The organism is Streptomyces sp. NPDC005820 (genome assembly GCF_040630255.1).
Taxonomy (GTDB): Bacteria; Actinomycetota; Actinomycetes; order Streptomycetales; family Streptomycetaceae; genus Streptomyces.
Genome location: NZ_JBEXXE010000022.1, coordinates 71,872 through 91,280, shown reverse-complemented (window position 1 = coordinate 91,280; position 19,409 = coordinate 71,872). Strand labels below are relative to the sequence as shown.

General features: G+C 73.5%; 12 protein-coding genes and 2 pseudogenes. 6 read left to right on the top strand and 8 right to left on the bottom strand.

The features are described 5' to 3' along the window. Window positions 1-8: 8 nt before the first annotated feature. From ABZ464_RS26545 to ABZ464_RS26525, 5 genes and pseudogenes are all read right to left on the bottom strand, one after another. Complete coding sequence (locus ABZ464_RS26545; protein WP_359280489.1) at window positions 9-2,420, bottom strand: cellulosome protein; 2,412 nt, start codon at window positions 2,418-2,420, stop codon at window positions 9-11. A 21-nt stretch (window positions 2,421-2,441) separates the two neighbouring features. Next, window positions 2,442-3,491, bottom strand: a pseudogene (locus ABZ464_RS26540) (LacI family DNA-binding transcriptional regulator); the annotation flags it as partial. Window positions 3,492-3,546: 55 nt separating this feature from the next. Further along, window positions 3,547-4,122 (bottom strand): hypothetical protein, encoded by a 576-nt coding sequence (locus tag ABZ464_RS26535; RefSeq protein WP_359280376.1) that lies wholly within the window; start codon window positions 4,120-4,122, stop codon window positions 3,547-3,549. A 105-nt stretch (window positions 4,123-4,227) separates the two neighbouring features. Further along, window positions 4,228-5,793: a hypothetical protein gene (locus tag ABZ464_RS26530; RefSeq protein ID WP_359280374.1), complete on the bottom strand. Its 1,566-nt coding sequence runs from the start codon at window positions 5,791-5,793 to the stop codon at window positions 4,228-4,230. 101 nt (window positions 5,794-5,894) lie between these two features. Further along, window positions 5,895-6,377, bottom strand: a complete 483-nt coding sequence (locus ABZ464_RS26525; RefSeq protein WP_359280373.1) for a MarR family transcriptional regulator — start codon at window positions 6,375-6,377, stop codon at window positions 5,895-5,897. A gap of 171 nt (window positions 6,378-6,548) precedes the next feature. On the opposite strand from ABZ464_RS26525, the gene ABZ464_RS26520 reads away from it, so the two are divergent. Beyond that, complete coding sequence (locus tag ABZ464_RS26520) at window positions 6,549-7,514, top strand: alpha/beta hydrolase (protein ID WP_359280371.1); 966 nt, start codon at window positions 6,549-6,551, stop codon at window positions 7,512-7,514. A gap of 9 nt (window positions 7,515-7,523) precedes the next feature. Here the strand turns inward: ABZ464_RS26520 and ABZ464_RS26515 are convergent, their stop codons facing one another. Then, window positions 7,524-9,653, bottom strand: a complete 2,130-nt coding sequence (locus ABZ464_RS26515; RefSeq protein ID WP_359280370.1) for a GH92 family glycosyl hydrolase — start codon at window positions 9,651-9,653, stop codon at window positions 7,524-7,526. A gap of 349 nt (window positions 9,654-10,002) precedes the next feature. Here ABZ464_RS26515 and ABZ464_RS26510 point away from each other — a divergent pair, with 349 nt between their 5' ends. The 5 genes and pseudogenes from ABZ464_RS26510 to ABZ464_RS26490 all read left to right on the top strand — a co-directional run. Beyond that, on the top strand, window positions 10,003-12,843 hold the full coding sequence (locus ABZ464_RS26510) for a BTAD domain-containing putative transcriptional regulator (protein WP_359280369.1): 2,841 nt from the start codon (window positions 10,003-10,005) through the stop codon (window positions 12,841-12,843). Beyond that, window positions 12,833-14,644 (top strand): BTAD domain-containing putative transcriptional regulator, encoded by a 1,812-nt coding sequence (locus tag ABZ464_RS26505; RefSeq protein WP_359280368.1) that lies wholly within the window; start codon window positions 12,833-12,835, stop codon window positions 14,642-14,644. The genes ABZ464_RS26510 and ABZ464_RS26505 overlap by 11 nt, the downstream gene beginning before the upstream one ends. Before the next feature lie 144 nt (window positions 14,645-14,788). After that, window positions 14,789-15,667, top strand: coding sequence for a helix-turn-helix domain-containing protein (locus tag ABZ464_RS26500; RefSeq protein ID WP_359280367.1), 879 nt, complete (start codon window positions 14,789-14,791; stop codon window positions 15,665-15,667). A 134-nt stretch (window positions 15,668-15,801) separates the two neighbouring features. Continuing rightward, a complete protein-coding gene (locus ABZ464_RS26495; RefSeq protein WP_359280365.1) occupies window positions 15,802-16,770 on the top strand; it encodes an alpha/beta hydrolase in 969 nt (322 codons plus the stop codon). A gap of 92 nt (window positions 16,771-16,862) precedes the next feature. Continuing rightward, window positions 16,863-16,994 (top strand): annotated as a pseudogene (locus ABZ464_RS26490) (alpha/beta hydrolase); the annotation flags it as partial. 73 nt (window positions 16,995-17,067) lie between these two features. On the opposite strand, the gene ABZ464_RS26485 reads toward ABZ464_RS26490, so the two are convergent. Further along, complete coding sequence (locus ABZ464_RS26485; protein WP_359280364.1) at window positions 17,068-18,300, bottom strand: cytochrome P450; 1,233 nt, start codon at window positions 18,298-18,300, stop codon at window positions 17,068-17,070. 96 nt (window positions 18,301-18,396) lie between these two features. Further along, window positions 18,397-19,350, bottom strand: a complete 954-nt coding sequence (locus tag ABZ464_RS26480) for a DUF1731 domain-containing protein (protein WP_359280363.1) — start codon at window positions 19,348-19,350, stop codon at window positions 18,397-18,399. Window positions 19,351-19,409 lie beyond the last annotated feature (59 nt).

Sequence of the window (19,409 nt, the reverse complement as noted above, 5' to 3'; positions counted from 1 at the left end):
ACCGCGCCTCAGCCGACGATCCGGCCCAGTTCGATCCGCGCGAGGTCCGGGGCCGGTCCGTCGGCGTTCGCGAAGGTCACCGTGTTGGCGCCCGCGACCAGGTCGACGGGGACGGCCAGCGTCCAGAAGTCGTCCCGGCTCCAGGTGTTCTTGAAGGTCACCCGGAGCGGGGCGCCGTCGCCCACCGTGATGTCCGCCGTACGCGAGACGATGTCCGTGTTGTAGGCGTGGCCGTTGTCGCGCCGGTCGTCGTGGGCGTAGTGCACGACCAGCAGATGGCGGCCCGGCCGGGGCGCGTCCACGGTGAAGCGGGCCGTCCCCGCCGGGGCGCCGCCGAGCCCGGTGACCCGTCGGCCGCCGGGGGCGTGGGCGCAGTCGACCGGCCGGGCGCCGCCCGCGAGGACGGCGGTGGCGGCCCCCTGGACCAGGACGCCGGCCTGCGAGCCGTCGCCGGACACCTCCAGGGCGCGCAGCGCGGCCTGCCCCGCCGTGACGGTGACACGGTTGTTGCCGGCCGCGAGATACAGCCGGAGCGGCCGGCCGGGCACCGCCGTCACCGTCGCGCCGTGCAGGGCCAGCTCCACCTCCGACGAGGCCCGCGGCACGACCGTGAAGTAGCCGTCGCACGGGGCGTACACGTCGAAGACCGCCCCGTCGCCCGCGCCCAGCACGAGCGCGCCGGTGCCGGTCCCGGCCGACGAGGAGTAGTCGTACGACGGTGCGCCGACGGTCTCCGCCAGCGTCGCCTCGTACACGGTGGACGGGGGACCGGTGCGGGCGGTCAGATCCAGGCGGTCGAGGGTCGTCTCGCCGTCGTCCGCGGCGAGCGTGAGGACGTGTGTCCCCGCCGCCAGCTCCACCTGGAGCTCCTTCCGGCCGCCGTGGGCCCCGTTCTGGGTGGACGGGTACGTCACCGTGACCGGGGCGCCGCCGTCGATCGACAGCCGCTGGGTCGCGGGGCCGCCCGACCCGTTGCCGTACAGGATCGCCAGGTCGTAGGCGCCGTCGGCGGGGACCGTCACCGTGAGGTCCACCTTGCCGCTGGGGGAGCCGAGCGACTCGACGTTCCGCGTCCCGGAGGCCGCGTAGCCGTTGGCGTCGCCCACCGTGCCATGGGTGCGGACCCGCCCGCCGGTGACGGCCGCGTCCTCGGCCTCGTACGACGCCGACCAGGGGACGTGGGCGGGGGCCGGGGTACCCCGCCCGGCGGGGGTGAGGACGATCCGGTAGGCGGACATCCGGCGCAGGCCGCGCAGCGGCACGGTCACCGAACCGTCCCCGGCCACCCGCACCTTGGTCCGCGCGAGGACCCGCGGCGCCGCGTGCGGCCCCTCGTACCCGGACCAGGCGGCCTCGGCGACGGTCGCGACGACGGTACGGCCGAAGACGTCCGGGGCGATGTTCCGTACGACGACGTCGGCGTCCCCCGGCGCACCGCCGAGCAGGACCTGCGTCTGGCGCCGCCCGGTGTCGAGGGAGGCGAGACCCTGGAGGGTGTCGACGGTGTGCGGCTCGGGCGGTGTCACCCGGACGGTGTCGCCGGTCAGGCCCGCGTACCAACGGAAGAACCACCAGCCGCCGTTGGGGACGTTCATCCGCACCACGTTGCCGCTGAGATTGCCGGCGGCGTCCCAGTAGGCCTGGTGGGCGTACACCTTGTTCCGCTCGAACATCGCGACCCACTGCACGAGTTGGCCCGGCACCGACAGGTCACGGCGGTTGCCGTACTCGTCGATGTTCACCGCGAGCGGCCCGACGCCCAGCTCCCGTTCGATGGACCGGTACTCGTCGTGGTGGGCCTGGAAGTCCCGCAGCGAGGAGGAGTCCAGCTCGTGCCAGGTCATCACCTGCGGCAGGACGTCCTCGCGCCGGGCGAAGGCGAGGAAGTCGGTCAACAGGCGGGCGTGGTAGGCCGCTTCGTTGGGCCCGGCGATCCGCGCGTCCGGGTGGAGCGCCCGGATGCGCCGGTACACCGTCCGCCAGTCCCGCAGGAACCGGTCCCGGCCGGCCTCGTACTCCGCCGGGTCGGGGGCGTCGAGGCGGTACCAGATCTGGTCGGGCTCGTTGAAGGGGACGTACACGAACCGGTCGCGGTCCGGGCGGGCCGCGACCTCCCGGACGATCCCGTCCACCCGGGGCAGATAGTCGTCGATCCCCAGCTCCTCGTACGGCCACCGGGCGTAGACGTCCTGCAGCAGCACGTTGATCTCGCCGCCGCCGTTGCGGAAGAAGGACTCCGCGACGGTGAGCGCGTCCCCGTTGGGGTGCTGGGCGCCGCCCTCCGGTTTCTGCGAGACGCCGGTGATCCGGAGCGGGGCGAGCACGGCGTCGCCGGGGACCCCGTCGTCGCTGAGTCCGTACAGCGCCCCGTTGGCGCCGTGCAGCACCGGGCCCTCGGACGCGGCGAGGTCGACGGTCAGGCGGCGCGGGACGGAGGCCGGCGCGGGCGGGGGCCCCGAGCTCTCCCGCACCAGCAACTTCGGCTCGCGGACGGGGTACATGTGCGGCGGCACCGGCTGCTCCGACGGTGGCGAGGTCTCCTCCAGCGCCGAGTGCAGCAGGGCGAACGCCGCCCGTCCCAGACCGGCGAAGTCCAGCCGTACGGTGGTCAGTCCCGGGGTCAGGAACGCGGCGTGCGGGGCGTCGTCGAACCCGGCCACGCTGACCTCGCCGGGAACCGCCCGGCCGCACTCGTGCAGGGCGCGCAGCACCCCGAGCGCGAGGTCGTCGTTGCCGCACAGGACCGCCGTGACGGCCGGGTCCCGGGCCAGCCGCAGGCCCTCCGCATGACCGGCCTCGGGCCCCCAGCCGCCTTGCAGGGGACGGGGCTGCGGCGCGCCCGCGTCCCGGAGCGCCTGGCGCCAGCCGCTGGTGCGCGGGCCGGTGCGGCGGGCGCCGGAGGGGAGCGCGACGTAGTGCACGGTCTCATGGCCGAGGGAGAGCAGATGCCGGGTCGCCTCGTAGGCCGCCCGGCGGTCGTCGGTCCACACCCAGGGCCGGCCGTCGCGGGGCGGGCTCGCGGGCGTCTCGACCACCCCGACGACCGGCAGTCCGGGCGGGACGCAGTCCAGTGCCCGCACTCCGGCGGGGTCGTAGGCGATCACGATCAGTCCGCCGCCGTTGTCCGCCGCCCGCCGCACCTCGGCGGTCACGGCGGCCTCCTCCGCCGATTCCAGGACCCCGATCCCGACGGAGTAGGAGGCGGCGCGGGCGGCCTCCTCGACTCCCCGCAGCACGGAGGCGTACCCGTAGTGGGTGGTGTTCGCGGTCAGCACGGTCACCGCCCTGCGGCGCCCGCTGGCCAGCGCGAACGCGGTGGCGTTGCGCCGGAAGCCGAGCGCCTCGACGGCGGCGAGCACCCGCTCGCGGGTGGCCGGGCGCACCCGTGGATGATCGTTGATCACCCGGGACACGGTCTGGTACGAGACTCCGGCGGCGGTGGCGACATCCCGGATGCTGGCTGGCCGCCCGGTGTGACCGGTCACATGCATGACGGGATTGTTACCGGTCACACGGGGGCCGTCAAGAGGTGTCTGCGCGGTCGGTCTACCAGGTGTGCGCGACGTCCACCACGAGATGGCCGTCGAGCTGGAGCACCCGGAAGGGCAGCCGGGCCCGCACCCCGAGGCCGAACTGGGTCTGCCCCTCGAAGCTGCTCGCGAACCTGGTGTCCCGGAAGGTGCGGTAGCCGGTCAGGTCCACACCCGGCAGGGGCTGTCCGGCCCGGGCGGGGTAGGTGGACGTACCGGTGTTCGGGTTGTAGGCGGGTGCCCGCACGATGACTTCCAGGATGGCCCCGCCGCCCACCGGGATGGGCTTGCCCGACGGGTCCTGGATGAGCTCGTCGACGTAGTGCACGGTGTACCCGAGCTGGTCGGCGGAGGCGGCCGGGACGTCGACGACGAACCGGTCGTAGCAGTCGTGGCGGCCGGTCCTGACGTTGGTGATGTACTCGCCGGACGTGCTGGCCCAGCTGGTCTTGTCCAGGCTGCCCCAGCCGGTCGGGCAGGCGGCCGCCGCCCGGGGAGCGGCGGCCGGGGCGGCCACGGCCGGAACCGCGGCCGCGCCCAGCGTCGCGGTCAGCAGGACTGCGGTCGCCCAGACGGTCTTGCTTCGTACCATCTTGTTCCCCCAAGGGTGTGAGTGTCTGGTATCAGGGGAGACAGTCTGGTTGGCCCGAAGGTTGCACGTCGTTTACCCGAAAGTCGGGGAATTCCGCTTTCTGCCCTACGACAGGCTCGTGGTGGTGTAGGCGCACTCCGTGTAGATGTACCCGGGCTCCAGCTTGGCCGTGTCCGAGGCCGGTGAGGCGAGGCTGTCGCCGTTCGGCTTGTGCAGGAAGTACGTGGTGCCGACGGGCAGGCTGATGGTGCGCTCCGGGTAGTTCCTGTTCGCGTTGCACGGCTTGAAGCCGATCGAGAGCGTGTCGGCGAAGGAGTACGTCTTGCAGCTGCCGCAGCCCTTGAGCTTGAAGCTGCCGGTCACCGGGCCCGTGTACATGACCGTGATGTCGTCGGGGCTGTCGTTCTGCACGGTCACCGAGATGCTGCCGCCGGAGCGGGTGGTGGGCAGCTTCTTGCCGGCGGCCGGAACCGTCTGGGCGATCTCCGCGGCGATGGCGATCTTCTTCGCCAGGGCGGCGTTCTTGGCGCTCTTGTGGGCGGAGGCGTACTCCTCCATGGTTGTCTGCGCCTTGTCGAAGTCGCCGTCCTTGTACTGGTCCACTCCGCAGTTGTACGTGCCCGACGCGGCGCTGACGGAGGCCCGGTCGGCGTCCTTGGCCAGCGCGCCGGTGACGCTCCCGTCCTCGGCCGAGATGGTCTGGATCTGGCCGCTGAGGGTCTTGAGCTGCTCGACCGCCGTGCACGGGTCGCTGCCGCTCAGCCCCTTGACCTTCGCGGAGACGGCCGAGCCCACGGCCGGCTCGACCTTCGCGGCCGGCGCCGAGTCGGGGAACGTGCTGAGCAGCTCACCGAACTGCGCGGCCCAGGTGGACTGCCCGCTGGTCAGCCCGTCCGAGGCGCACTCGTAGAGCGAGGTGGCCAGCCGGTCGTCGGGCCAGGTCTTCAGGTCGCTCAGGTCGGTCTCGGGCATCTTCTTCGGAACCGTCCGCAGATAGTCGAGCGGGGCGATCGCCTCGCAGTAGTCGCCCTTCTCGTAGGCGGCTCCGACGGTCGCGTAGTACGTCTTCATCCGCGCCGGCACCTTGGCGGCCGCCCGTGAGTCCGGGTGGTCGGCGCTCAGGTTCTCGTAGACCTCCAGCGCCTCGCGGTAGTCGGACTGCGCCGAGGAGAACGCCCGCCCGCCGGCCGCCTCCACCTGCCGGTCGGCCTGGTCGAGCCGGTCGAGGAGCATCTGCTGCGTCGCCTCGTCGCGCGCCCCGTCGTAGGCCACGACACCCCCGGCCGGCGCGACGAGCAGCACCAGCCCCAGCGCGAGCGCCAGCGGCGCGGACGGCGGCCAGGCCAGCCGGGTCCGCAGCCCCACCACGGCGCCGTGCGCCGCCACGGCGACGAGGAACAGGACGTACAGCACCAGCGCGAACCCCGGCACCCCGTCCGGATCGGCGGGCAGCGCCACGAACAGCAGCACGGCGGTCGCGGCGAGACAGGCCGCCATCAGCACCCAGCGGCGCACCAGCGCGTAACCGAGCCCGAGCCCGCTGAGGTTGAGCACCGCCACCGCGACCGCCCGCACCCCGTCCGCCGGGGCCGGCGGCGGCGCCACCGGCATCGGCGGCACCGGCGGCATGACGAATCCCTGGTCGTATCTGCCGTACTGGTCCCCGGACATGGCGGCCTCCCCCGTCAACTGCACCCGCGTAGCTCTGATTTGTCAGTCTATCGGGCGAAGAAGAGGCAATGACAGGCCGTTTTGTCGATCGGGCGGACCGTTCAGCCGTTCGTGACGTTCGCCGTGACCAGACGGAGGAGGTGCTTGGCGAGGGCGTCCTGTTCCGGGGTGAGGCCCATGGCGTCGCCGATGGCGAGGGGGACGCCGGTCGCGCGGTCGCGGAGGCGGGCGCCGGCCTCGGTGAGCCGCAGGGCGACCGAGCGCTCGTCGTCGGGGCGGCGCTCGCGCCGCAGGAGTCCCTGTGCCTCCAGCCGCTTGAGGAGGGGGGAGAGGGTGCTGGACTCCAGCTGGAGCGCCGCGCCGAGCTCACGGACGGAGATCGAGTCCTGCTCCCACAGCACCAGCATCACCAGGTACTGCGGGTAGGTGAGGCCGAGCTCGTCCAGCAGCGGACGGTAGCGGGCCGTGACCGCGCGGGACGCGGCATACAGGGCGAAGCAGAACTGGTCGTCCAGGAGCAGGGATCCGTCGGTCGGTGCGGCGGCTTCGTCCACTGCGCTGCTCCCGGTGTCTGCGCTGGTCATGGCGGCACCACCCTATCGTTCGAGTCCTCTCGATTCTATCGCCTGCAAATTTATCGAGAGCTAATTAGTTGTGCACGACTTAATCGCGGGCTACTGTTCTGGACGTGCCGCCCTCCCCGACCGGGACTACCGTCGGAGACTGCCCGCGGCACCCCGACCGAGGAGGTCGTCATGACCGACACAGCCGCCCCGCGCCCCGTTCTCGAACCCGCCGCCCAGTCCTTCGTCGAGGCGACCGCGAACCCGCCGTACCTGTTCGACCTCGGCCCCGCCGACGGCCGGAAGGCGGTCGACGAGGTGCAGTCGGGTGATGTCGTCAAGCCGGTGGTGGAGGAGGAGTGGATCACTGTCCAGGGTGGTCCGACGGGGAGTGTGCGGGTGCGGATCGTGCGCCCGGCCGGAGCCGAGGGCACCCTTCCGGTGATCTTCTACATTCATGGTGCGGGGTGGGTGTTCGGCAATGCGCACACGCATGACCGGCTGGTGCGTGAGCTGGCGGTGGGTGCCCAGGCGGCGGTGGTGTTCCCGGAGTACGACCTGTCGCCGGAGGTGCGTTATCCGGTGGCGATCGAGCAGAACTTCGCGGTGGCCCGGTGGGTGGTGGCGGAGGGTGCCTCGAAGGGGCTGGACGGTTCGCGGATCGCGGTGGCCGGTGACTCCGTCGGCGGGAACATGACTGCGGCGCTCACCCTGATGGCGAAGGAGCGGGGCGGGGTCCCGCTGGTGCAGCAGGTGTTGTTCTATCCGGTGACGGACGCCTCGTTCGACACGGCCTCGTATCACCAGTTCGCCGAGGGGTTTTTCCTGCGGCGGGACGGGATGCAGTGGTTCTGGGACCAGTACACGACCGATGAGGGCGAGCGGGCCGAGATCACGGCGTCGCCGTTGCGGGCGAGTGTGGAGCAGCTGAGGGATCTGCCGCCGGCGCTGGTCATCACGGGTGAGGCGGATGTGCTGCGGGACGAGGGTGAGGCGTATGCCAACAAGCTGCGTGAGGCCGGTGTCCTGGTGACCGCCGTCCGGTTCCAGGGGATCATCCACGACTTCGTGATGCTCGACGCCCTGCGCGAGACGCAGGCCGCGCAGGCTGCCATCACCCTCGCGGTCGGCACCCTGCGCGACGCCCTGCGTCAGTGACCGCGGCCGTTACGGGGCCGTGAGGTCGAAGGTCAGTACCCCGCCCCGGGCGGGGAAGGAGTCCGGCAGCCAACGGGGGTCCGTGGGAAGGCCGTTGAGACGGACCTCGCGGACCCGGGAGTGGGTGTCCGAGGCCTGCGGGGCGACGACGGTGATGTTCACGCCGTTGCCCCGGTGGATCACGGTGACGGGGAAGAGCGGGCTGGCCAGGGCCAGTTGGGGACTGCCGGGGATCTGGGGGTACATGCCGAGGGCCGCCCAGACGGCCCAGGAGGACATGGCGCCGAGGTCGTCGTTGCCGACCAGACCGTCCGGGCCGTCCCCGAAGAGTGTGATGAGGATGCCCCGTACGGTGTCCTGGGTGCGGTCCGGGCGGCCCAGGTAGTCGTACGCCCAAGGGGTGTTGAAGGACGGCTCGTTGCCGAGGTAGGCGTACGGCTGGTCGGCGCCCCCGTTGTACTCGGTGAAGAAGGCGTCGAGGCGGGCGGTGACGGCCGCGTCGCCGCCCATGGCCGTGAACAGGCCGGGCAGGTCGTGCGGGACCATCCAGGTGTACTGCGCCGCGTTGCCCTCGACGTAGTCCCGGCGCTGCGTCGGCCTGAAGGCCGGCCAGGTGCCGTCGGCGCGGCGGGGCTGGAGGTAACGGCTGTCCGGATGGAGCAGGTTGCGCCAGTTGCCCGACGCGCGCTCCAGCGCCGCCCGGGTCTCCGTCTCGCCGAGCCGGCCGGCCAGCTGGGCGAGGGCGGCGTCGGACACCGCGTACTCCAGGGTGGTGGCCGCCGCGCCCCAGACGCCCTTCGTTCCGGCGGGGATGTAGCCGAGCGTGTCGTACGACGCGTGTCCGGGGCGCTGCCGGTCGTCCTGGCGGCCGGCGACGGCCGTGCGCAGCAGCTCGCGGGCCTCGAAGCCGGTGCCGCCGAAGGCGTGGACCGAGGCGGCCATCGCGGGCAGCGGATCGCCGACCATGACGCCGGTGCCGCCGTTGGCGAGCGTCCAGCGGTCGAAGTAGCCTGCCTGGCGGCCCTGTTCCAGGATGGACTGGGCGACGTCCGAGGCCTCGCGCGGGGCGAGGAGCGCCAGCAACTGGATCTGCGAGCGGTACACGTCCCAGCCGGAGAAGTTCGCGTACTGCACATGTCCCGGCCGGGTGCGGTGGACCAGGCCGTCGAAGCCCCGGTACCGGCCGTCGGCGTCGCTGAAGGCGCCGGGATGCAGCAGGGAGTGGTACAGCGCGGTGTAGAACATCCGGCGCCGTGACTCGCTGCCACCGGCGACCGTGATCCGGCCGAGCCAGCCGTTCCACTGCTCGCGCGCGGCCCGCCGTACCTCGTCGAGCGAGCGGCCACGCTGCTCCACGAGCGTGTTGCGGCGGGCGGCGTCCTCGCTGACGAAGGAGATGCCGACCCGCACGGTCACCTCGCGGGTGCCGGGGGCGAACGACACGTACGCCCCGGACGTCCGCCCGTCCAGCGGCTCGCCGTGCGCGAAGGGGCGGTCGAACTCCGCGTGGAAGTAGAGGCGGTAGCGCACCGACGTACCGCAGAAGCCGCCGCTGTCCGTGAAGCCGGACAGGGACCGGGCGCCGACCGTGACCGCGCCGGTGGCCTTGTTCCAGGCCCGCCCGGCGTCGACGGTCAGCCCGGCCGGCTCCTGGACGCCCGCCGGGAAGGTCAGCCGGGCGACGCCGGAGCGCTGGGTGGCGGCGATCTCGGTGCGGATCCCGTTGTCGAAGTCGACCCGGTAACTGCCGGGCGCCGCCCGCTCGTTGGCATGGGAGAACGTGGCGTACCGGGCCTCCGGGTCCGGCGCGGGCCGACCCGTCAGCGGCATGAAAGGTACGTTCCCGTAGTCGCCGCAGCCCGCGCCCGACAGATGGGTGAGGCTGAAGCCGCGGATCCGCCGGTCGGCGTAGGCATAGCCGCCGAACTGGCGGGTGACCGTGTCCGGGCTCCACTGGATGCCGCCCAGCGGTGCCGAGGCACCGGGGAAGGTGTTCCCGCCGCCGCCTCCGTGGCCCCAGTCCACCCCACCCGGCTTCGTGCCGACGAAGGGGTTGACGTAACGGGCCGGGTCGGCGACGGACGGCACGGACGTGACGTCGGCCCGCGCGGGCGGGGCCAGCAGCACGGCCGCCGCCACGGCGGCCCCTAGGCCGCGTCCGCAACGTCCCGCCTGCCTCGCGACGCCCGCCCTGCGGGCGAACGACGGGACTTTGCGGACACGGCCCAGAGGTGACAGGCGCAAGGAGATCTCCTTCGTCGCGGGAGGCCGGCTAGCGCACGGCGGGGGAGACGCCCACTGTCACCGCCCCGGCCGCGCACACCGAGCCGCCGTGCCGGACGACACCCGGAAGTCAGGCACACGGCGCAGTCCCGGCCGGCCGCGACCCCTGTGAACAGGGCGGACGCCTGGTTCGTAACTCTGGGTAACCCCGTCCGTGACGTAAGGTCGAGACGGGGGGGAGAAGGCCGGAAGGGGAGGGGATCGCGTGCCGCCGGAGCCGGTGCGGTTCATGGTGCTGGGCGCCCTGCGGGTGTGCCGGGGGGAGACGGAGCTGGACGTCGGCGGGCCGCAGGAGCGCGCCTTCCTGGCGCTGCTTCTGACCAGGGCGGGGCAACCGGTCGCCGTGGGCGAGATCGTGGACGTGCTGTGGGGCGCGGAGCCGCCGCGCAGCGCGGTCAACGTCGTCCGCCGGCACGTGGGTTCGCTGCGCCGGCTCCTGGAACCCGGGCTCCCCGCCCGCGCCGAGGGCCGCTGGCTGATCCGGGACGCGGGCGGCTACCGGCTCGTCACCGACGCCGACTCCGCCGACCTCCCGCGGTTCCGCGCGCTGCGCGAGGCGGCCCGCCACAGCGGGGACACCGCACCTGACCGCACGGTCGAACTCCTCACCGAGGCACTGGAGTTGTGGCACGGACCGATCGGCGAAGGCGTCCCCGCGCCCGCCCGCAGCCACCCGGCGTTCGAGGCGGTCGAGCGGGAACGCCGCACGGCCGCACGGGAGCTGGCCGACGCGGCGCTGCGCGCCGGACTGCCGGAGCGGGCCCTGCCGCCGCTGCGCCGGGCCGCGGCCGACCATCCGCTCGACGAACCCGTCCACACGGGCCTCCTCCGGCTGCTCGCCGCGGCCGGTCACCGCACCGAGGCGCTCACCGCGTACGAGACCGTACGGACCCGGCTCGCCGAGGAGTTGGGGATCGACCCCGGCCCGGAACTGAGGGACGCCCACGACGCCCTCGCCGCCCACGCCGCGCCCCACGCCCAGGACACCCCCGCCGCCCTCCCTCATGTCACCCCGTCCCAACTGCCGTACGACCTTCCCCTCTTCACCGGCCGAAGGGCCGAACTCGACGAGGTGCTCGCGCTGTTCGACGCCGAGCTGCCCCGTCCCGGGACCGTGGTGATCGGCGCCGTCGGCGGCATGGCGGGCGTCGGCAAGACCACCCTCGCCGTGCACTGGGCGCATCGGATCGCCGACCGGTTCCCGGACGGGCAGCTCTATGTGAACCTGCGCGGCTTCGACCCGTCCGGCGCGGTGCTGGAACCGGGGGAGGCCGTCCGCGGCTTCCTCGACGCCCTCGGCGTACCCCCCGAACGCGTCCCGCGCGGACCGGACGCGCAGACCGCGCTCTACCGGAGCCTGCTGGCCGGACGGCGGGTCCTGGTCGTGCTCGACAACGCCCGCGACGCGGCGCACGTGCAACCGCTGCTGCCCGGCTCACCCGGTTGTCTGACCATCGTCACCAGCCGCGACGAACTGCCCGGCCTGGTCGCCGCCCACGGGGCCCGCTCCCTGACCCTGCACCCCTTCGACGCGGACCAGACCCGCGCCTTCCTCGTCCGCCGGCTCGGCGCGGCACGGGTGGCCGCCGAGCCACGGGCCGCCGGGGAGATCGGCGCCCTGTGCGCCGGGCTGCCCCTCGCCCTCGCCTGTGTCGCCGCCCGAGCCGCCGCCCACCCCCACTTCCGGCTCGCCGACGTCGCGGCCGAACTGCGCGAGGCGCACGGCAGCCTCGACGCCTTCGCCCGCGCCGACGCCTCCGTCGACGTGAGCACGGTCTTCTCCTGGTCCACGAACGCCGTGTCCCCCGACGCGGCCCGCCTGTTCCGGCTCCTGGCCCTGCATCCCGGCCCCGACGTCACCCTCCCGGCCGCGGCCGCCCTCGCCGGCCTCCCGGAGCGCCGGACCCGCCGACTGCTCGCCGAACTGACCGGCCTCCACCTCGTCGCCGAGCACAGCCCCGCCCGCTACTCCTTCCACGACCTGCTGCGCGCCCACGCCGGCGAACTCGTCCACGAGCACGAGACCGAGACCGAGCGGGAGACCGCGCTCGACCGGCTCCACCACCACTATCTGCACACCGCGCACGCCGCCGACCGCCTCCTCGCCCCCAACTCCGACCCGCTGCCCCCGCCGCCCGCACCCGAGGGCGCCCGGCCCGAACCGCTCGCCGACGACCACCGCGCCCTGGCCTGGCTCACCGCCGAACACGCCGTCCTGCTCGCCGTCGTCGCCACCGCCGCCGCCTCCGGCCGGCCCGCACGGGAACGCCTCGCCTGCCAACTGGCCTGGTCCCTGGAGCCGTTCTTCGACCGGCGCGGCCACTGGCACGACGCGCTCACCGCACAGCGCACCGCTCTCGACACCGCCCGGCGGCTCGCCGACCCCGTCCTCCTCGCCCGCGGTCTGCGCGGACTGGCCCGCATCGAGGGCCGCCTCGGCCTGCACACCCGCGCCGTCCCCCGCCTCGAACAGGCCCTCGACCTCTTCACGGAACTCGGCGACGACACCGGCCGCGCCCACACCCACCGCAGCCTCGGCTGGGAGTGCGACCAGCGGGGCGACCTGCCCGGCGCCCTGCACCACAACCAGCTCGCCCTCGCCCTGTTCCGCGCCCTCGGCGACCGGGCGGCCCAGGCCAGCGTCCTGAACTCCGTCGGCTGGTACCACGCCCTGCTCGGCGAGTACCGGCAGGCGCTGACCCACTGCCACGAGGCCCTGCGCATGCTCCAGGACCTCGGCGACCGGTACGGCCAGGCCGCCACCTGGGACAGCATCGCCTACGCCCACCACCACCTCGGCCGCCACCCGCATGCCCTCCTCGGCTACCGCAACGCCCTCGCCCTGCTGCGGGACCTGGGCGTGCCCTACGTGGAGGCCGACATCCTGACCCGCTCCGGGGACACCCATCTCGCCATGGGCGACCAGGGGTCCGCCCACGAGGCGTGGACGCAGGCGCTGGCCCTGCTCAGGGAGCTGGGCCACCCCGACGCGGAGGCGGTCGAGACGCGGTTGAGGGGTGGGGAGGGACGGGCCGGTGCCTGCTGAGCCGCCCCGGTTCCAGGTGCTCGGGCCGGTGCGGGTGTGGCGCGGCGGCCGGGAACTCGACCTCGGCTTCCCCCAGCAACGCGCCCTGCTCGCCCTGCTCCTGCTGCACACGGGCCGGACCGTGCCGACCGGCGAGATCCTCGACACGCTGTGGGCGAAACGGCCGCCCGCCAGCGCCCCGAACGTCGTACGCCGTTACGTCGCCACCCTGCGCCGCCTGCTGGAACCCGGACTGCCGCCCCGCGCCCCCGGCCGCCGTCTGCTGCGCCGCACCGGCGGCTACCTCCTCGAGGCGGAGACGGACGAGGTCGACCTCCTGCGGTTCCGTGAACTCACCCGGCAGGGCAGGCGGGCCGCGGCCACCGGCCGGGCCGAGACGGCGGCCCACCGGTTCACCCGGGCCCTGGGGGAGTGGCGCGGCCCGCTGGCGATGGGCATCCCCGAATCCGTGCGCACCCACGTCCAGTTCACGGCCGTACACCGTGAACTCCTGGACACCGCCCGCCTCGCGGCCGACGCCGCCCTGCTGTCCGGGTACGCCGACCCGGTCCTCCCCGCCCTGCGCGCCGCCGCCGCGCAGGAACCCCTCGACGAGCCCCTGCACGCCCGTCTCGTGCTCGCCCTCGCCGCGTGCGGTCTGCAGGCGGAGGCGCTCAGGGCGTACGACGACATCCGCCGCCGTCTCGGCACCGACCTCGCCCTCACCCCCGGCCCGGAACTGACGGCGGCCCACACCCGCGTTCTGCGGCAGGAGGTGCGCCGCTCGGGTGCCCCGAGCGAGGCCGGGAGGCCCGCACGCGTCCCCTCCGCGGGCGAGGCCTGGGCGTCCTCCGGCGCGGGCCTCTTCGTGGGACGGAAGGACGAGTCGGAGCGGCTGTCGGAGCTGGCGCGCGGCTCGGGCGTGGTGCTCGTCGGGGGGATGCCCGGGGTGGGGAAGAGCGCCCTCGCGGCCCACTGGGCGCACCGGGCGGCAGCCCGGTACCCGGACGGGCCTCTGTACGTGAACCTGCGCGGATCCGCGCAGGGCCGGCCCGCCCTCGAACCGGGCGACGCCCTGCGGGAGTTGCTGACGGCCCTCGGGGTGCCCGACCGGCGTGTGCCCGACGGGCCGGCCGCCCGGGCCGGGCTGTACCGCACGCTGCTGGCCGAGCGCCGCGCCCTGGTGGTGCTCGACGACGCCCTCGGCACCGAGCAGCTGCGCCCGCTGCTGCCCGCCGCGGCCGGTTGCCTCACCCTCGTCACCAGCCGCAACGCCCTGCCCGGACTGGTCGCCGCGGGCGCCCGGCCGCTACGGCTCGAACCCCCGTCCGCCGAGGACGCCCAAGCGATCCTCGCCCGTCGTATCGGCCCCGGACGGATCGCCGCGGAACCGACGGCCGCCGACGAGATCCTCACCCACTGCGGCCGGCTGCCGCTGGCCCTCACGGTCGTCGCCGCCCGGCTCGCCGGCCACCCGTGCCTCCCTCTCACGACCGTCGCCGCCGAACTGCGTGCCGCGCACGGCGGCCTCGACGCCCTGTCCGCCCTGCGCCCGGCCCTCCTCGCCTCCCACCACCGGCTTCCGGACGACAGCGCGCACCTGTTCCGGGCATTGTCCCGGCACCCCGGCCTCCTGATCACCGCGGCGACGGCCGCGGCACTCACCGGGCTGCCGGTCCGCCGGACCCGCCTCCTCCTCGGCCGGCTCGCCGAATCCCACCTCCTCGCCGAACCCGCGCCCGGCCACTACACCCTGCACGCCCTGCTGCGGGCCCTGGCGACCGAACTCACCGGCACCGGTGAGCGACCCGCGCCGAACTGACCGCCGAGGCCGAACCACCGCCTTCGAGGCCGCCCACACCCGGCCCGCGCCCCCGGCCGCACCCTCGGCCCGCATCCCGCCCCCACCCCGCCCTCACTCCGCTGTCACTTCTTTTGCACATCCGGCGACCTACCGTCCGGGCACGTGACCACCACCATTTCCGTCCGTACGCCCCTGGGCGTCGAGATCCTCACCCACGAACACGGCGGGGAGCCTCGCAAGCCGCTGCCCGCCGAGGGCCACCCGCACCCCGCGCACCGGCTCCTGGCCCGGACCACCGGCGAGTACCTCTTCGTGGGCCTGCGGGCCGCCACCGCGACACCCGCCCCCCGGCCCCACACCCTCGCCCTCAGCCCCGGGGACATCTGCTTCTACGACGTCCGGTACGCCCCCGTCCTGGACTTCCCCGAGCGGTTCCGGGCGACGGTGTTCCTCGTGCCGACCGACCTGTTGGGGCTCACCGAGGCCGACGCCGGGCGGATCACGCGCACCCCGGTCGCCCACGCCTCCCGGCTGGGCTCCCTGCTCTCCCCGCTTCTCGCCGACCTCGCCCGTGCGGCGGCCGAGGCCCGTCCCCAGGTCGGTGAGATGCTCGCCTGGAACGCGGTGAACCTCCTGTCCACCCTCGCCGTCGAGCAGCTCGGCGCACGGACGCCCGACCCGGAGTCCACCCGGTCGCCGGCGCTGACGCGCGTCCTGGAGTACGTCGAACTGCACCTGACGGAACCGGAGTTGTCACCGGAGGGCATCGCTCGCGCCCACCACTTCTCCGTGCGCTACCTGCACAAACTGTTCAAGGACGAGGGCACCACGGTCGGCCGCTGGATCCTGCGCCGCCGCCTCGACGAATGCCGGCGCGACCTGATGCGCCACGGCCGCGGCAGCCGCACCATCGCGGCGGTGGCCGCCCGCTGGGGCTTCCTGAGCGCCACCCATTTCAGCCGGGTCTTCCGGGCCGCCTACGGCATGTCCCCCCGTGAATGGCGCGACACCGCGGGCCGCGCCGACCGTTTCCCCCGCTGATCCGCCGGCGCCGGGACGGCGAGTGCCGTGCGCTGTGAGGACATCGCCGGTGCGCCTGCGGGCAAATTCCGGCGACCCGGCGGAATTAGCGTCCGTGACGAGAACAACGCACAACGACAACAGCAGGAGATGCCATGTCCGACGTCGTAGAGCCGGTCGTGCCGGTGCTCGAGCCCGAGGCCGCGGCGTTCGCCGAGGCGACCGCTAACCCGCCGTACCTTTTCGAGCTGGCTCCGGCGGAGGGTCGTAAGGCGGTCGACGAGGTGCAGTCGGGTGATGTCGTCAAGCCGGTGGTGGAGGAGGAGTGGATCACTGTCCAGGGTGGTCCGACGGGGAGTGTGCGGGTGCGGATCGTGCGCCCGGCCGGAGCCGAGGGCACCCTTCCGGTGATCTTCTACATTCATGGTGCGGGGTGGGTGTTCGGCAATGCGCACACGCATGACCGGCTGGTGCGTGAGCTGGCGGTGGGTGCCCAGGCGGCGGTGGTGTTCCCGGAGTACGACCTGTCGCCGGAGGTGCGTTATCCGGTGGCGATCGAGCAGAACTTCGCGGTGGCCCGGTGGGTGGTGGCGGAGGGTGCCTCGAAGGGGCTGGACGGTTCGCGGATCGCGGTGGCCGGTGACTCCGTCGGCGGGAACATGACTGCGGCGCTCACCCTGATGGCGAAGGAGCGGGGCGGGGTCCCGCTGGTGCAGCAGGTGTTGTTCTATCCGGTGACGGACGCCTCGTTCGACACGGCCTCGTATCGCCAGTTCGCCGAGGGGTATTTCCTGCGGCGGGACGGGATGCAGTGGTTCTGGGACCAGTACACGACCGACGAGGGTGAGCGGGCTCAGATCACCGCTTCCCCGCTGCGGGCCACGGTCGAGCAGCTGAAGGACCTGCCGCCGGCGCTGGTCATCACGGGTGAGGCGGATGTGCTGCGGGACGAGGGTGAGGCGTATGCGAACAAGCTGCGTGAGGCCGGTGTTCCGGTGACCGCCGTCCGGTTCCAGGGGATCATCCACGACTTCGTGATGCTCGACGCCCTGCGCCCGACCCACGCAGCCGACGCGGCCATCACCCTCGCGGTCGGCACCCTGCGCGACGCCCTGCACGTCTGACCTCCACGGCGCGTTCGCCGACGCCACCAGCTGGTCCGGCGTCTACGTTCTGGAGGAGGGCGGGCCTCGGTGAGCTCCAGGGCCGCTTCCCGCTGCCGCGGTTCGGCGCCGAGCGGGCCGGGGCCACCGTCGTCGAGCTGGAGGGCGCCTCGCACGCCGTCGCCGTGTCCCGCCCCAAGGAGGTCGCCGACCTGATCCGCGACGCGGTGCGCGCCACGGGCTGACGGCCTCGCCAACACCGCGCGGACGGCTCCCCCCTGTGCACGTCCGCGCGGTGTCCGGCCGGCCCCGGAGGCGCTACCAGCTCACCGGCAGCTCGTGGACGCCGTACACGATCCCGTCGTTCTTGAACGGGATCTCCGCCAGTCCCGCGGCGACCCGCAGCCCCGGCACACGGCGGAACAAGGTGGCGTACACCACCTGGAGTTCGATACGGGCCAGCGGCTGGCCCAGGCACTGGTGGATGCCGAAGCCGAACGCCATGTGCCGGCGGGCGTCGCGGCGCACGTCCAGCCGGCCCGGGTCGGGGAAGCGGTCCGGGCTCCAGTTGCCGGTGGCGCCCGGGATGATGACGCCCTCCCCGGCGCGGATGTGCTGCCCGCCGACCTCGAGGTCCTCGAGGGCGAGCCGCCGCTGACCGCTGTGCACGACGGTCAGATAGCGCAGCAGCTCCTCCACCGCGCCCGCCAGGACCTTGTCGTCGTCGGCGTCCCGGACGACCGCGAGCTGCTCGGGATGCTCCAGCAGCGCCAGCACGCCCAGGGAGATCATGTTGGCGGTGGTCTCGTGCCCGGCGCCGAGCAGCAGCACGCCCAGCATCGCCGCCTCGTGGCGGGTCAGGTCGCCGGAGGCGGTCCGGGCGGCGAGGTCGGAGAGCATGTCGTCGGCCGGGTCGGCGAGCTTCGCGTCGAGCAGCCGCTCCAGGTACCGGTAGAGGGCGATGTTGGCGGCCCTGGTCTCCTCCGCGGTCGAGTCGCGGCTCACCCCGACCTTGCTGTGCCGCTGGAAGAAGTCGTGGTCCTCGTAGGGGACGCCCAGGAGTTCGCAGATCACCAGCGACGGCAGCGGCAGCGCGAGGGCGTCGACCAGGTCGACCGGGTTCGGCCCGGCGAGCATCGCGTCGATCAGCTCGTCCGTGATGCGCCGGACCGCCGGCCGCAGCGCTTCCATCCGCTTGATGGTGAACGGCGCGGTGACCATCCGGCGGATTCGGGCGTGGTCGGGGTCGTCCATGTTCAGGAACGACGGCGGCGTCTTCCCGGCGGTCTCCTTGAACCCGGCGCTGAGGTACGGGAAGCCGGGCCTGGTGACGTCGACGCTGAGCCTCGCGTCGCCGTACAGGGCGCGCTGGTCGTCATAGCGGGTGACGAGCCAGTGCGTACTGCCGTCCCAGAGGCGGACCCGGGAGACCGGCTGCTCGTCGTGCAGGCGCATCATCTCCGGGGGCGGCGCGAACGGACAGGCCGGGTCCCTCGGCATGGGGAAGTCGGGGACGGACTCGGACGGGTCGTGCGCGAGGATGGGGGTCATGGCACTCCTGGTGGGGGGAACGTCCACCGTCATGCAACCGCAGCCACCTGACAACTCCCCGTCAGAATACTGACGTTCGCCGGTACGTGACCCAGGTCACGGCCGCCCGCGGGTGTGCCTGCGACGGCGTACGAGATCGTCGGCGGCCCCCGGCCAGTGCGGGTGGTCGAAGGTGAAGCCCGCGGCGAGGAGCCGCCCGGGGACGACACGGCGGCTCTTCAGGAGCAGCTCGGTGTCCGAGCGCAGGGCGAGCGCGCCGAGCTCCGCCATCCAGGCCGTCGCGGGCAGCCCCACCGGGACGCCCCACGCGCGGCGCAGCGCCCGCATGAAGTCGCGCTGCGGCAGGGGGCCGGGGGCGGCCAGGTTCACCGGTCCGGCGAGATCGTCCCGTGCGACGAGGAACTCCACCGCGCGCACGAAGTCCCGGTCGTGGATCCACGAGACGTACTGCGCGCCGCCCGCCACCGGGCCGCCCAGGCCCAGCCGGGTCAGCCACGACAGCACGTCGAACACCCCGCCCCGGTCCGGGCTCATCGCCATCGCGGAGCGCAGCGCCACCTTGCGGGTGTGCGGGGTGTCTGCTGCCTCCAGTTCCCGCTCCCAGGCGGTGGCGATGCCGACGCTGTAGCCCCAGTAGTCCGGCACGTCGGGCTCGTGACCGCCGACGACCCCGGTGTCCTCGTCGTTGGGCGCGTCGAAGCGGTGGGCGTAGATCGTCGCGGTGCTCATCTGCAGCCACACCTTCGGCGGCCGTACGGCGGCGGCGATCGCCTCGCCCACGACCCGCGCCGAGTCCACCCGCGAGTCCATCATGGCCTTGAGGTTCTCCGGCGTGTAGCGGCAACTCACGCTCCGCCCGGCCAGGTTGATCACGACATCGCTGCCGTCGACCTCCTCGAACCAGGCCCCCGGGGTCCCCCCGTCCCACGCGACCTCGCCGGGCCCGGACGGCCGCCGGCTGAGCACGACGACCTCGTGCCCGCCCGCCGTCAGGGCTCGGCGCAGCACACTTCCCACCTGCCCGGTCCCCCCGGGCAACACGAACTTCACGAGCAGGCTCCCCTCGCTGTGTACGGGGGAGCCTATCCGATGTTTTGAACGTGTTCAAA